Below are 13,551 nucleotides of genomic sequence, written 5' to 3'. Positions count from 1 at the left end.
CCGCGGACCGCGGCAAGGCAGACGACGTCGTGTCGGGCAGATCCCATGGCCGTCAGTGGGCAGTTCTCATGACCGCCAGCGGGCAGCTTCGTGGCCGTCTCCGGGCAGTTTCTCGCGGCCGCCGACATGCGGCTGGGCTTCGAGGGATGGATGCACGACTTCGGGGAGTTCGTCACCGAGGGCATGGTCTTCGCCGACGGCACTCCTCCCCAGAGCATGCACAACCGCTATCCCGTGCTGCTGCACGCTGCGGCGCGCACGGCCGGTGAGCGGTACGCCGCCCGCAACCCCGGCTTCGAGCCGTTCCTCTACGTGCGCTCGGGCTTCGATGGCGTCCAGCACAGCACCGGCGCGGTGTTCCCCGGTGACGAGACGACCGACTGGGCCGAGGGCAGCGGTCTGCCCAGCGTCGTGCCGACCATGCTGAACCTGGTGCTGGGCGGTTTTCCGACGTTCACCACCGACGTGGGCGGCTACTTCGACTTCGTCGCCCCGCGGACCACGCCGGAGCTGCTCGTGCGGTGGGGGCAGCTCGCGGCGCTCACGCCCGTGATGCGAGTGCACAACTCCACGCAGAACGGCCAGCTCCACCCGCACGAGCTGCAGGGCGAGTACCTCGATGCCTGGCGACGCTACGCGCGGCTCAAGCAGCACCTCGTGCCGCTCGTGGACCGGTTGACGCGCCGCGCCGCCGACGGTCACGGACTCGGGCCGGTCCTGCCGCTCGTCGCGGTCGACGACGACCCGCTCGTCCGCTCGGTCGAGGACCAGTGGCTGCTCGGGCGCGACCTGCTGGTGGCGCCGGTGCTCGAGCCGGGTGCGACGTCGCGCGAGGTGGTGCTGCCGAAGGGACGCTGGCAGCGGGCGACCGTCTCCCGGGCGGGCCGGCTGCGGCCGAGCGGAGAGGTGCTCGTGGGGAGCAGGACGATCGAGGTGCCGACGACGCTGGCGGACATCCCGCTCTTCGTCCGCGTCCCGATCCCCTGAGGGCGCTGACCTAGACCTGGTCCAGGAACCGGTCGAAGACCCGGGCCCCGAACTCCAGGGCGTCGACCGGCACCCGCTCGTCGACCCCGTGGAAGAGGGCGGTGAAGTCGAGGTCGGCCGGCAGCCGCAGCGGCGCGAAGCCGTACGAGCGCATCCCGAGCCTGCGGAAGTGCTTGGCATCCGTGCCGCCGGACATGAGGTACGGCGCCACGATGCCGTCCGGGTCCTCCGCGAGGATCGAGCGGTGCATCGCGGCGACCAGGTCGCCGTCGTACGGCGTCTCCCAGGGCTGCTGGTGAGAGAGGTACTCGATGTCGATCCCCTCGCCGGTCAGCTCGGCGAGCGTGGCGAAGAACTCGTCCTCGAAGCCCGGCAGGAAGCGCCCGTCGACGTGGGCCGTGGCCTCGGTGGGGATGACGTTCACCTTGTAGCCCGCCTGGAGCATGGTCGGGTTCGTGGTGTTGGAGATGACCGCCCCGAGCATCCGTGCGGCTCCCCCGAACTCCTCGATGAGGGCCGGGGCGTTCTCGGGGGTGGCCTCGGTGCCGGCCAGGTCGGCCACGGTGGCGAGCAGGACCTCCATCGTGGGCGTGAGCCGCACGGGCCACTGGTGGGCGCCGATCCGCGCGACCGCGGCGGTCAGCCGCGAGACGGCGTTGTCGGTGTTGATCATCGAGCCGTGCCCGGCGCGGCCGCGCGCGGTGAGCTTCATCCACGCCATGCCCTTCTCGGCCGCCTCGACGAGGTAGACCCGGCGGCCCCGGACCGTGGTCGAGAAGCCTCCGACCTCGCCCACGGCCTCGGTGCAGCCTTCGAGCAGCTCCGGGTGGTCCTCGACGATGACCTGGGCGCCGTGGTGGCCGCCGGCCTCCTCGTCGGCGGTGAAGCAGAGCACGACCGGGCGGTCCGGGACCCGGCCGGCACGGGCCCGGGCGCGCACGACGCTGAGCAGCATCGCGTCGAAGTCCTTCATGTCGACCGCGCCCCGGCCCCACACGTAGCCGTCGCGGACCTCGCCCGAAAACGGGTCGACCTGCCAGTCCTCCTTGGCCGCGGGCACGACGTCGAGGTGGCCGTGCAGCAGCAGGGCGTCCCTGCCACTGCTCTCGTCCCCCCAGCGGGCGACGAGGCTGGTGCGGCCGTGGAGCTTCTCCACCACGGTGCACTCGATCCCGACCTCGTCCAGGAGCGCGGCGACGTGCTCGGCCGCCTTCCGCTCCCCCGGGCCCTCCTCCTCGCCGTAGTTGGAGGTGTCGATCCGGATCAGGTCACGGCACAGGTCGACCACCTCTGACGCGGGGTCGTAGCCGCGCGCGGTGGTGTCGGCGGGGCCGCCGGTGGTGCTGCCGGTGGTGCTGCCGGGGTCGTCCGAGAGGGGCGTCGACATGGGCCCCAGCATCGCACCCGACCGCCCGCGCGCCCACGAGCGCAGGGGTGGGAGCGCGCAACGACCCGCGCAGGGGTGCCGATGCGGTGGTCGGGGTGCTGTTTTGCTACTGTTCCAACGCACTCGTCCGGGTGGCGGAATAGGCAGACGCGCTAGCTTGAGGTGCTAGTGCCCGTATAGGGCGTGGGGGTTCAAGTCCCCCCTCGGACACACATCAGGAGGGCCCCTGACCTGCGACGAGCAGGCAGGGGCCCTCCTGCTTCACCAGGCCGGAGACCGCGATCACAGCGTCCACGTCGTCCGTATCGCGCCGCTTCGACCCTGCCCGGACCGGTCTTGCGCGCCCGTTCGCGCGGGACCCCTCAGGTCCGTGCCGGCTCGGCCGATGCGGAGGGTCCCAGTCCCACCGGAGGGTCCCCCCGCCATGACCGAGCAGCCCCGGACCGCCCGACGATGACGTCGCAGCCGTCCCCGCTGCCGGCGCGTCCGTCCGTGGTGCGCCTGGGTGGCGCTGCAGCGCCGGACGGTACGCCGCTGCTCGGCCCGGCCCCGGAGGTCGACCTGGCCGCCGCCGCGACCACGGCGTTCGTGATGGCCGACCACCAGGTCGGCTGGCACGACATCGAGGACACCGCGGTGGTCTACCACTGGATCCTGGGCGGCACCGGGGCCCAGGCGGGCCTCCCCGCCGGCCTTCGGGTCTTCCCGACCGCCGGCCAGGCGGCGTCCTTCCTGCACGGCCACCGGGCCCGGCAGGGCCGCGACGTCGCCTGCGGCTGGTGCCTGAGCGACCTCCGCCCTCCCCGCGACCTGGTGCAGGTCGACGAGTGCGCCGTCGCCACCACCCGCTTCGTCTTCGCCGGCCACCCGACCCGGGCAGGCGAGGCCCTGGAAATGCTGCTGGTCTACCTGTGGGTCGTGGCGACCTCGCGACCGCTGGGCGACGGCACCCGCGCCTACGACCAGGGCCGCGGTGCCCTGCGCTTCCTGCACTCCTGGCGGGTCGAGCAGGGCCTCGAGGAGCCCGGCTCGTGCGGGCTGTGCGCGGACGCCGAGCCCGCCCGCGCCGAGGACCCGGTCGGGGACCCGGTCGAGGAGCCTGCCGGCGACTGAACCCGCCTCCCCCAGGGCCTAGGCTCGGAGGGTGGCCACCCCCTTCCGTCTCGGCTTCGTGACCGGCGCGACCCCCGACAAGTGGGCCCGGACCTTCCGTGAGCGCAGCGGGCCGATCGAGCTGGTGCCCGTCGAGGAGGAGGTGCAGGAGCAGGGCGTGCGCGAGGGCTCCCTCGACATGGTCCTGGCGCGGCTCCCCGTCGACCGCGACGGCCTGCACTGCATCCCGCTCTACGAGGAGGTGCCGGTCGCGGTCGTGTCGGTCGAGCACCCGGCCTCCGTGGTGGAGGAGCTGACCACCGAGGACCTCGCCGACGAGCAGCTGGTGCACCCCGAGCGCTCGGGCTGGACCCCGCGCGCCGAGCAGCTGGACTGGCCGCCGATGAGCACCAAGGACGCCGTGGAGACGGTCGCCGCGGGCACCGGGGTGCTGGTCGTGCCCATGTCGATCGCCCGGCTGCACCACCGCAAGGACGTCACCCACCGGCCGGTCACCGACCTCCCGACGACGTCGGTCGGCCTGGTGTGGCGCACCGACCACGACGACGAGCGGGTGCAGTCCTTCATCGGGGTCGTGCGCGGCCGGACCGCCAACAGCTCGCGCCGCTGATCGCCCGGCTGGTCACCAGGAGGTGCTGAGCGGGCGCCCCTCGGCGTACCCCGCGGCCGACTGGAAGCCGACCACGGCGCGCTCGTGCAGCTCGGCCAGCGTCGAGGCACCGGCGTAGGTGCACGCGGAGCGGACACCGGAGCAGATCTGGTCGAGCAGGTCCTCGACGCCGGGTCGCGCGGGGTCCAGGTACATCCGCGAGGTGGAGATGCCCTCCTCGTAGAGCCCCTTGCGGGCCCGGTCGTACGCCGACTCGCCGGACGTCCGGTGCGCGACCGCACGCGCGGAGGCCATCCCGAAGGAGACCTTGTAGGCCCGGTCGCCGTCCTCGACCAGGTCGCCGGGCGACTCGTGGGTGCCGGCGAACCACGAGCCGACCATGACGTTGGACGCACCGGCCGCCAGGGCGAGCGCGACGTCGCGAGGGTGCCGCACTCCCCCGTCGGCCCACACGTGGGCGCCGAGCTCGCGGGCGGCGGCCGCGCACTCCAGCACGGCCGAGAGCTGGGGCCTGCCGACCCCGGTCATCATCCGGGTCGTGCACATCGCGCCCGGACCGACGCCCACCTTGACGATGTCGGCCCCGGCCTCGACGAGCGCCCGGGTGCCCTCGGCCGAGACCACGTTGCCGGCCGCGACCGGCACCCCGGGGTCGAGCGCGCGCACGGCAGCCAGAGCCTCGAGCATCCGGTCCTGGTGGCCGTGGGCGGTGTCGACGACCAGGCAGTCGACGCCGGCCCCGAGCAGGGCGGTGGCCTTGGCGGCCACGTCGCCGTTGACCCCGACGGCTGCGGCGACCCGCAGCGCGCCGCGGTCGTCGACGGCCGGGGTGTAGAGCGTGGCGCGCAGCGCACCGCTGCGCGTGAGCACGCCGACCAGTCGTCCGGACCCGTCGACCGCGACCGCGAGCGCGGCCCGGGCGCGGTCGATGGCGTCGAAGGCGTCGCGCGGGTCGGTGTCGGCACCGATGACCACGCTGGGGGTACGCATGACCCGCTCGACGGGGGCGAATCGGTCCACCTCCGCGCAGTCGTGCTCGCCGACCACGCCGACGGGGCGGCCGTCCTGCACCACGACGGCCGCCCGGTGCGCCCGCTTGGGGATGAGTGCGAGCGCCTCGCCGACGGTCTGCTGGGGCTGGAGCTCGATGGGGGTGTCGAGGACGAGGTGGCGGGTCTTGACGTGGTCGACGACCTGCCGCACCACGTGCTCCGGCACGTCCTGCGGCACCACTGCCAGACCTCCGCGCCGGGCGACGGTCTCGGCCATGCGCTTGCCGGCGACGGCGGTCATGTTGGCCACGACCACGGGGATGGTGGCCCCGGTGCCGTCGGTGGTCGACAGGTCCACGTCGTGGCGGCTGGCCACCGAGGAATGTCGCGGGACCATGAACACGTCGTCGTAGGTCAGGTCGTGGGGCGGCACGGTGTCGTGGAGGAAGCGCACCGGCCCGAGCCTACGCGTCACGGACGTGCCGACCGGGTCCGTGGGCGGACGCGCCGCCGCTCACGCTCCTAGGCTGCGCGCGTGGGCTTCCTCGCAGCGCTCGACCGTGGACCGACCGCCCGCGCCGCGCTGGAGGCGATGACCGGCGCACCGGCGCAGGTCCTCGCCCGCGCGCCCGGCCGGGTCAACCTCATCGGGGAGCACACCGACTACAACGGCGGCGCGGTCCTGCCCGTGGCCCTGCCGCACGCGACCTGGGCGGCGGCCTCGGAGCGGAGGGACGGCCGGGTCCGGGTGCGCAGCCTCCAGAGCGACACGGACCGAGCGGTCGAGCTCCCGTCCGTCGCGGCGTGCGGCCCGGGCCTGTCCCCGACGTGGGCGGGGTACGCCGTCGGCGTGCTGTGGACCCTCGCCCGCGCGGGCGTCCCGGTCCCCGGCCTGGACCTCGTCGTCGACTCCACCGTCCCCCTCGGCGCCGGGCTGTCCAGCTCGGCGGCGCTGGAGTGCGCCGTCGGTGCGGCCGTGCTCGGGGTGCTCGGCCGACCGGTCGCCGGCGCCGACGCGGACCTGCTGGTGACCGCCGCGGTCGCCGCCGAGCAGGAGGTCGTCGGGGCGCCGACGGGCGGGATGGACCAGGCGGTCGCCGTCCACGGCCGCGCCGGCCACGCGGTGCACCTCGACTTCGCCACCGGGGCGGCCGCGGCCCGCCGGCTGGTCCCCCTCCCGCTGCACGAGCGCGGGCTGGCCCTGCTGGTCACCGACACCGGGGTCGCGCACGCCCTCGCCGACGGCGGGCCGGACGCCGAGCCGGTCGGGTACGCCGCGCGGCGGGCCGACTGCGAGGAGGCGGCGCGGCTCCTCGGCGTACCCACCCTGCGGGAGGCGGCGCCCGACGCCGTGGCGGCACTGCCCGAGGGGCGGCCGCGGCGCCGCGCGCGGCACGTGGTGTCGGAGACGGCGCGGGTGGCGGCCTTCGTCACGGCGCTCGAGCGCGACGACCGACGCGAGCTGGGCCGGCTGCTCGCCGACTCCCACGCCTCGCTGCGGGACGACATGGAGGTCTCCTGCCCCGAGCTCGACCTGGCGGTCGCGGCGGCGACCGGCGCGGGGGCGCTCGGTGCCCGGATGACCGGCGGGGGCTTCGGGGGCTCGACCGTGGCCCTGGTCGAGGAGCGGTCGCTGGGACAGGTCGCCGCGGCCGTGGACGAGGCCTTCGAGCGGGAGGGACTGGCTGCGCCCCGGCACCTGGTCGTCGAGGCGTCCGACGGTGCCTCCTGGTCGCCGGTCTGACGCGGGTTCCACCGGTCAGCCGGTCGCGGCCACCCCGATCCGACCGGAGCGGAAGGCCTCCACGAAGAGCGCGTGGTCGGCGCGGACCCGCTCGGCGTACCGCTTGCCGAAGTCCACGACCCAGTCGACGAGCTCGTCACGCCGATCGCCCACCGAGGCGGCGACTGCCTCCTCGACCTGGAAGTCGACGAGGTCCTGGTCGCTGTCGGAGTCCGAGGCGCAGTGCACCTTCGCGGTCGCGCGGCCCAGCAGCCGCACGACCTGGCGGATCTCGTCGGGCTCGGTGAGATCCGCCCACGACAGGTCCAGCTCGTAGGGAGAGACCTCCGAGACGACGTACCCCGTGCCGTCGATGTCGGTCCAGCCCAGCAGCGGGTCGGTGTGGGCCTGCAGCGCGCGCTGGCTGACGACCGTGCGGTGCCCCTCGTGGTCGAAGTAGGAGTCGACGTCGGCGGTGTCGACGAAGCGGCTCACCGCCGGCACGTTGGCCTGCTTCATCGACAGCACCACGTCGTTGTCCAGCGCCTGGCTGTGGCCCTCGACGAGCAGGCTGTACGCCGGCAGGCCGGCGCTGCCGATGCCGAAGCCGCTCTTGCCGACCACGTCGCGCAGCTCGTAGAACAGCTCGCCGCGACGCTTGTCCGCCGGGATGGTGTCCAGGTAGCGCCGGTAGGCCTCGACGACGCGGCTCTGCTCCTCGACGCCGAGCCGGCGCACGGTGGGGTCGTCGAGGAAGACCCGCTCCCCCGCGTGCCGGGTCGTCTCGGAGTCCAGCAGGTCGGCGCGGCGGCGCTGCCGTGCGGCGACCAGCACCTCGTGGATCGGCCCGTCGGTGTTGTGGAGGTAGAGCGCGTAGTCGTCGGTCTCGCTCTGCACGTAGGCATCGACCTGGTCGAGGTAGGCGCGGCAGTAGTCGGCGACCAGCGCGTCGACGTCCTCCTGCGGCAGCGCCTTCTGCCACCCGACGAGCGCGAGGGAGGCGGCGAAGCGCTGCAGGTCCCACGTCCACCGCCCGAGGTAGGCCTCGTCGAAGTCGTTGACGTCGAAGACCAGTCGGCCGTCGCCGTCGAGGTAGGTGCCGAAGTTCTCCACGTGCAGGTCCCCGTGGATCCAGATGCGGCCGGACCTGTCGTCGACCCAGGCGGCCCCCGAGTCCTCGTCGCCGGCGCCGTCGGACGCGACGTCGGCGTAGAACAGGCACGCGGTGCCGCGGTAGAAGGCGTGCGGGTCGGCCGCCATCTTGCGGTACTTCCCGCGGAAGGCCGCCGGGTCAGCGCGCACCAGCGGCGCGAAGGCGTCACCGAGCACCTCCACGATCCGTGCGGTGCGCTCCGCGTCCTGCCCCTGCCGGTTCGTCCTCGCCATGCCTGGGAGCCTGTCCCCCTCGGGCGCCGGCTCTCTCACCCGGTCAGGTCACGCCTCGGTCCCGGGCCGCGGTTGAGCCCACGTACTCACCGCGATCGGGTACGCCGGCGCAGCCGCGCCCCCCACGGTCGCGGCCAGGCTGCTGCCATGACGAACGACACCACGCCCCAGTCCCGCACCACCGCCGCCTTCCACGCCCAGGCCTGGATCTCCTTCGGGGCCGCGCTGCTCTCGATGGTGGTGGCCGTCCTGTGGCTGCCGGTCGACCCGTGGGTCCGCGCCTTCCTCGGCCTCGGCACCCTCTACCTCACGACCTCGGCCTTCACCCTGGCCAAGTGCGTGCGGGACCAGCAGGAGCTCAGCTCGGTCGCGAACCGCCTGGACCAGGCCCGGGTCGAGCGGATCCTCGCCGAGCACGACCCCTTCCGCGCGGTCTCCTGACCGTCACCACGGCAGTGGCGCTCACCACATGTGGCGCCCGGGTGGGGTGGATCCCCGGGACCTGGGCACCGTGAGCAGTGATCGACCACCGAGCAGAAGGAGCCGTCGTGACCGGACCGCTGACCGCCGTACGCCGCTTGACCTCGACCGCCACCGGGCTGGCGAGCGCCACCGTCCGCACCGGGGTGGGGGTGGCCTCGACCGCCGTCCACGGCGTGCTGCACCTGCTGAGCCGCGGCGACGAGGGCAGCGGCCGCGGCCCCGAGCAGCAGCAGGCACCCGAACCGGTCCGGGTGCCCACGCCCCCGGACCCGGCGGTGGCGCTCGTGAAGCAGCAGGCGGAGGCAGCGGCTGCGAAGAAGCCGGCCGGGAAGAAGCCGGCGAAGAAGGCTCCCTCGGCGAGGGCTGCCACCACGGCGCCCGCCACGGCACGGAAGGCCGCTGCTGGGAAGGCGGGCACGAAGCCCTCCCCCAAGCCTGCCCCGCCCAAGAAGAAGGCGAGCCAGGTCCCGCTGAAGTCCGACCCGACGCCCGCCTCGGCGGCCCCGCAGGAGCCCGAGGGCCCCGACGTCCGCCCGGGCGACGGCGGTGCGACCGGCCTGGCCGAGGCCGAGCCGTTGCTCGACCCGGGCGTCGCGGCCCAGGTCCGCGCGGAGTCAGAGCAGCTCCGCTCCGCGGCCGAGTAGCACCACAGCACGTCCCTGCAGGGGCCGTCCACCGGAGTCGGTGGGCGGCCCCTGCGGCGTGTGCGGGACGTCCCACCTGCCAGGCGCGCACCGGCGGCCTGGGTGCGGGAGGGCAGACTCGGGGCGTCCACCCCGCCGCCACCACGACGAGACACCGAGGAGCCCGCGCGTGAGGTCGCTCAGGTCCACAGCCCGCCAGGTGACGTCCACCGCCCAGGAGGTCGCGCTCGCGGGCGTGCGCACCGGGCTCGCGCTGACGACGACGATGACCCTCGTGGTCCGACGCGCCATCCGGCCCGACCCGCCGGGCACGGGCTCCGGCACGGCTCGCACCGGGAGCGGTCCCGGACCGCGCTGACCGCGCCCCCGGCGTACGACGAAGGGCCCCACCGCTGCGGCGGTGGGGCCCTGTCGTGTCGTTGCCGCCCGGTCGGCGCCGGGCAGGCGTCCCGGTCAGCGCAGCTCGGCGCTGGAGAGCCCGAGGATCCGGCGGGCCACGATGAGCTGCTGGATCTGCTGGGTCCCCTCGAAGATGTCGAGGATCTTGGAGTCCCGGGACCACTTCTCGAGCAGCTCACCCTCGGAGTAGCCCACGGACCCGCAGAGCTCGACGCACGAGAGCGTGATGTCGGAACCGACGCGCCCGGCCTTCGCCTTGGCCATCGAGGCCTCGAGGCTGTTGGGCTCGCGGTTGTCGGCCATCCACGCCGCCTGCATCATCAGCAGCCGGGCGCCCTCCCAGTCGGCCTCCATCTGCAGGAACTTCGCCGCGGCGGCGGACTGCAGGTGGGCGGGCCGGTCGTAGTCGATCTCGACGCCGGCCTGCGCGAGCAGGTCGCGGGTGAGGTCGAGGGAGGCCTTCGCGCACCCGACGGCCATCGCCGCCACCAGTGGGCGGGTGTTGTCGAAGGTGGCCATGGCGCCGGCGAAGCCCTGCTTGGTGTCGATCTCCGGGGAGCCGAGGAGGTTCTCCTTCGGCACGCGGCAGTCCTCGAAGATGATCGCCGCGGTGTCGGAGGCGCGGATGCCGAGCTTGTGCTCGAGCCGCTCCACCCGCATCCCGGGCGTGCCCTTCGGCACCACGAACGACTTGATCGCCGCGCGGCCCAGCTCGCGGTCCAGGGTCGCCCACACGACGATGTGGTCGGCCCGGTCGCCGGAGGTGACGTAGATCTTCTCGCCGTTGATGACGTACTCGTCGCCGTCGAGGACCGCAGTGGTCTTGATGTTGGCCGAGTCCGAGCCGACACCCGGCTCGGTGATCGCCATGCCGGCCCACACGCCGTCGAAGCGCTGCAGCTGCTCCTCGTCGGCCACGGAGGCGATGGCGGAGTTGCCCAGGCCCTGGCGCGGCATCGAGAGCAGCAGGCCCACGTCGCCCCAGCACATCTCCTGGATCGACATCACCGAGGCGAGGTTGGCGCCGTTCTTCGTGCCCGTCTCCTTGGGCGACCCCCCTGTCGACGGAGTCTCGTCGCGGCGCACGCCGGCGGCGCCAGCGCCCTCGGAGGCGCCGGACTCCGAGAGCCCGTCGATCATCGCGGCGAGCATGTCCAGCTCGGTGGGGTAGGCGTGCTCGGCGCGGTCGTACTTGCGCGAGATCGGCCGCAGCATGTTCATCGCGACCTGGTGGGCCTGCGAGGCCAGCGGCTTGAGCTTCTTGGGGTCGTCGAGCGAGATGACCATCAGACCAGCACCGCACCTTCCATGATCCCGACGGCACGCAGGTCGCGGTACCACCGCTCGACCGGGTGCTCCTTGACGAATCCGTGCCCACCGAGGAGCTGGACGCCGTCGTTGCCGATCGCCATCCCCTTCTCGGCGCACAGCTTGCGGGCCAGGGCGACCTCGCGGCTGAAGTCCTTGCCCTCGGCCGCGCGGCCGGCGGCCTTGTAGGTCAGCAGGCGCATGGCCTGCAGCTCGATCGCGATGTTGGCGACCATGAACGCCACCGACTGGCGGTGGGCGATCGGCTCGCCGAACGCCTCGCGGGTCTTGACGTAGGGCGTGACGTAGTCGAGCACGGCCTGGCCGGTGCCGACGGCGAGCGCGCACCAGGCGAGGCGGGAGAGCCGCACGCACTCGGCGTACGTCGACCCGTCGGTCCCGCCCAGGACCGCGTCGGCCGGGACGGTGACGCCCTCGAGGCGCAGGGTCGCGAGCGAGACGGCGCGGATGCCCATGGAGGGATCGGCCTCTACCGTCAGCCCGGGGGTCGAGGACTCGACGAGGAAGAGCACGGGGGTGCCCTCGAGGCTGGCACCGACGACGAAGAGCTCGGCCTCGGCGCCGCGCACGACACTGGCCTTGGCGCCGTCGAGGACGTAGCCCTCTGAGGTCCTGCGGGCGGTGGTGGACGGCTTCAGGACGTCGAAGAGGACCGTCTTCTCCTGCAGGGCCAGGGCCGCTGCCGGGGCCTCGTCGCCGGTGAAGGCGGGCAGGTAGGTCTGCTGCTGCGCCTCGGTACCCCACAGGCCGAGCGCGGTCGCGACCGAGCCGGGGCCGAGGGAGGCGAGCGCGATGCCCATGTCACCCTGCGAGAGCGCCTCGGCGACGAGCGTGCCGGCCATCGCCGAGCGCTCCTCGGAGATGCCGCCGAGGGTCTCGGGCACGCCCAGGATCGGCAGACCGAGCTCGAGGCCGGCCTTGAGCACGGTGTCGGGCGTCGAGCAGGCCTCGTCGGCCTCGGCCGCCGCGGGACGGACGACCTCCTCGGCGTACTCGGTCACCGCGTCGACGAGCATCTGCTCGTCCTCGGTCGGGGTGAGGTCGAAGACGCCGGTGCGCTTGGCCGCCGGGGCGCGGGTGCCCGGCCCCTTGCCGCTGGCCTTGGCGAAGGTCCGGCTCGCGGCCGTGACCGTGCGGAAGCCCTCGCGGGTGGTCGTGAAGACGACCTGCTCGGCCTGCTTGCGCAGGCCGACGCGGTCGAGGAGGTCGCTCTGGGCCAGCTTGTTCAGCGCGGCGACGGCGTACCCGATGGGGTCCCGCTGCTCCGCGCTCGCCAGCCCGTGCCTGCCGCCGGGCGACAGGCGCGTCATGAGGCTCTTGCCGATGTCCATGCCGAGAAATGTAACTGTGAGTTACACATTGCGCTACAGGTCGTCTCGTGGAGCGGGTCACAGGGGTGCGGCGAGCGGTGACTAGGGTCCTCGCATGGCCGAGACCACCCCGATCCCGCCGCCCGAGCACGCTCCGTACGGCCCGCTCCCCACCGGTGGCACCGTGCGGCCGATCACCCGTTGGGGCACCCCGGTCATGCACCGTGCCCAGGAGCCGGTGACCGCCTTCGACGAGGAGCTGCGCTCGCTGGTCGCCGACATGGTCGCCACGATGTACGCCGCCGACGGGGTCGGCCTGGCCGCCTGCCAGATCGGCGTCGACAAGGCGGTCTTCGTCTTCGACTGCCCCGACGAGAGCGGCGAGCGCACCGTCGGCGTCGTGTGCAACCCGGAGCTGACCCTGCCCGAGGGCAAGGACCGCAACCTCGACGACTCCGACGAGGGCTGCCTGTCCTTCCCCGGCGCCTTCGTGGAGCTGGCGCGGCCCGACCGGGCCTCGGTCACCGGCCAGGGCCTGGACGGCGAGCCGGTCTCCTTCGCCGGCGACGGCCTGTTGGCCCGCTGCCTCCAGCACGAGACCGACCACACCCGCGGCACCGTCTTCGGTGACCGGCTCCCCACCAAGGCGCGCAAGAAGCTCACCAAGGAGCACGACCGCGTCGCCGAGGACTACCCCCTCGACTGGCCCGCGTCCGACCGCTGACTCGGCGCTGGTTCAACGGTGACTCGGGCTCTTGTGACTGATGTGTGGGTCATGTTCGGCCTGGGAGTGTGGGTCGGTGTCCGCCGAGGGTGAGCATGAGCAGCGCGATGAGGGCGTCGGGGTCTTTGAAGCCGAAGGCCATGCGGGTGCGGAGCCGGATCTTGGTGTTGAGTGACTCGGTGCGTCCGTTGGACAGCCCGTGGGTGATCGCGGCCAGGATCGGGGTGCGTTGCCGCCGCACGGTTCGTTGCAGGTCGACCATGTGCGGGATCCGGGACGCCGCGGCTGATCGGCACCAGGCGTCGAGGGCGTCGCCGGCTTGATCGGCGGGCAGCTTGAAGACCAGCCGTAGGCCTTCTTTGAGGAGGTAGGCGCGGTAGAGGCGGGTGTCGTTGACCGCGAGCCACTCGAGCTTGGCTTGTTGACGTTCGGTGAGGTCCTCGGGGTTCTTCCACAGCGAGTAG

General features: G+C 73.4%; 14 protein-coding genes and 1 tRNA gene. 9 read left to right on the top strand and 6 right to left on the bottom strand.

Annotation, left to right across the window (positions count from 1 at the left end):
• Nucleotides 1–90: 90 nt before the first annotated feature.
• Nucleotides 91–987: a TIM-barrel domain-containing protein gene (locus ACYVID_RS17750; protein ID WP_460739353.1), complete on the top strand. Its 897-nt coding sequence runs from the start codon at nucleotides 91–93 to the stop codon at nucleotides 985–987.
• 10 nt (nucleotides 988–997) lie between these two features.
• Here the strand turns inward: ACYVID_RS17750 and ACYVID_RS17745 are convergent, their stop codons facing one another.
• On the bottom strand, nucleotides 998–2,374 hold the full coding sequence (locus ACYVID_RS17745; protein WP_460739351.1) for a M20/M25/M40 family metallo-hydrolase: 1,377 nt from the start codon (nucleotides 2,372–2,374) through the stop codon (nucleotides 998–1,000).
• Between the two features lie 125 nt (nucleotides 2,375–2,499).
• Here ACYVID_RS17745 and ACYVID_RS17740 point away from each other — a divergent pair.
• The 3 genes from ACYVID_RS17740 to ACYVID_RS17730 all read left to right on the top strand — a co-directional run bounded on the left by ACYVID_RS17740 (nucleotide 2,500) and on the right by ACYVID_RS17730 (nucleotide 4,097).
• A tRNA-Leu gene (locus ACYVID_RS17740) sits at nucleotides 2,500–2,584 on the top strand.
• A gap of 243 nt (nucleotides 2,585–2,827) precedes the next feature.
• Nucleotides 2,828–3,487, top strand: a complete 660-nt coding sequence (locus ACYVID_RS17735; RefSeq protein ID WP_460739349.1) for a hypothetical protein — start codon at nucleotides 2,828–2,830, stop codon at nucleotides 3,485–3,487.
• Nucleotides 3,488–3,518: 31 nt separating this feature from the next.
• A complete protein-coding gene (locus tag ACYVID_RS17730; RefSeq protein WP_460739347.1) occupies nucleotides 3,519–4,097 on the top strand; it encodes a LysR family substrate-binding domain-containing protein in 579 nt (192 codons plus the stop codon).
• A gap of 12 nt (nucleotides 4,098–4,109) precedes the next feature.
• On the opposite strand, the gene ACYVID_RS17725 is transcribed toward ACYVID_RS17730, so the two are convergent.
• Nucleotides 4,110–5,543 (bottom strand): GuaB1 family IMP dehydrogenase-related protein, encoded by a 1,434-nt coding sequence (locus ACYVID_RS17725; protein ID WP_460739345.1) that lies wholly within the window; start codon nucleotides 5,541–5,543, stop codon nucleotides 4,110–4,112.
• 81 nt (nucleotides 5,544–5,624) lie between these two features.
• Here ACYVID_RS17725 and galK point away from each other — a divergent pair, with 81 nt between their 5' ends.
• Nucleotides 5,625–6,833, top strand: a complete 1,209-nt coding sequence (gene galK / locus ACYVID_RS17720) for a galactokinase (RefSeq protein ID WP_460739343.1) — start codon at nucleotides 5,625–5,627, stop codon at nucleotides 6,831–6,833.
• A gap of 15 nt (nucleotides 6,834–6,848) precedes the next feature.
• Here the strand turns inward: galK and ACYVID_RS17715 are convergent, their stop codons facing one another.
• A complete protein-coding gene (locus tag ACYVID_RS17715) occupies nucleotides 6,849–8,198 on the bottom strand; it encodes a DUF2252 domain-containing protein (RefSeq protein WP_460739341.1) in 1,350 nt (449 codons plus the stop codon).
• Between the two features lie 147 nt (nucleotides 8,199–8,345).
• Here ACYVID_RS17715 and ACYVID_RS17710 point away from each other — a divergent pair, with 147 nt between their 5' ends.
• The 3 genes from ACYVID_RS17710 (at nucleotide 8,346) to ACYVID_RS17700 (ending at nucleotide 9,683) form a co-directional block, all read left to right on the top strand.
• Nucleotides 8,346–8,639: a YiaA/YiaB family inner membrane protein gene (locus tag ACYVID_RS17710; protein ID WP_300640894.1), complete on the top strand. Its 294-nt coding sequence runs from the start codon at nucleotides 8,346–8,348 to the stop codon at nucleotides 8,637–8,639.
• Between the two features lie 107 nt (nucleotides 8,640–8,746).
• A complete protein-coding gene (locus ACYVID_RS17705; RefSeq protein ID WP_460739339.1) occupies nucleotides 8,747–9,325 on the top strand; it encodes a hypothetical protein in 579 nt (192 codons plus the stop codon).
• A gap of 169 nt (nucleotides 9,326–9,494) precedes the next feature.
• Nucleotides 9,495–9,683: a hypothetical protein gene (locus ACYVID_RS17700; RefSeq protein ID WP_460739337.1), complete on the top strand. Its 189-nt coding sequence runs from the start codon at nucleotides 9,495–9,497 to the stop codon at nucleotides 9,681–9,683.
• A 95-nt stretch (nucleotides 9,684–9,778) separates the two neighbouring features.
• On the opposite strand, the gene ACYVID_RS17695 is transcribed toward ACYVID_RS17700, so the two are convergent.
• On the bottom strand, nucleotides 9,779–11,011 hold the full coding sequence (locus tag ACYVID_RS17695) for an acyl-CoA dehydrogenase family protein (RefSeq protein ID WP_460739335.1): 1,233 nt from the start codon (nucleotides 11,009–11,011) through the stop codon (nucleotides 9,779–9,781).
• The gene (locus ACYVID_RS17690) at nucleotides 11,011–12,384 is read right to left on the bottom strand and encodes an acyl-CoA dehydrogenase family protein (RefSeq protein WP_460739332.1); all 1,374 of its coding nucleotides are present in this window, start codon (nucleotides 12,382–12,384) and stop codon (nucleotides 11,011–11,013) included. The genes ACYVID_RS17695 and ACYVID_RS17690 overlap by 1 nt, the downstream gene beginning before the upstream one ends.
• Nucleotides 12,385–12,478: 94 nt before the next feature.
• Here ACYVID_RS17690 and def point away from each other — a divergent pair, with 94 nt between their 5' ends.
• The gene (def, locus tag ACYVID_RS17685) at nucleotides 12,479–13,087 is read left to right on the top strand and encodes a peptide deformylase (RefSeq protein WP_460739330.1); all 609 of its coding nucleotides are present in this window, start codon (nucleotides 12,479–12,481) and stop codon (nucleotides 13,085–13,087) included.
• A gap of 49 nt (nucleotides 13,088–13,136) precedes the next feature.
• Here def and ACYVID_RS17680 read toward each other — a convergent pair.
• On the bottom strand, nucleotides 13,137–13,551 hold a 415-nt coding region (locus ACYVID_RS17680), incomplete at its 5' end, for an ISL3 family transposase (protein WP_460739328.1).

The organism is Nocardioides ginkgobilobae, from assembly GCF_054781275.1.
The sequence above is the reverse complement of the archived record's forward strand: the minus strand, read 5'-3'. Positions and strand labels throughout refer to the sequence as shown.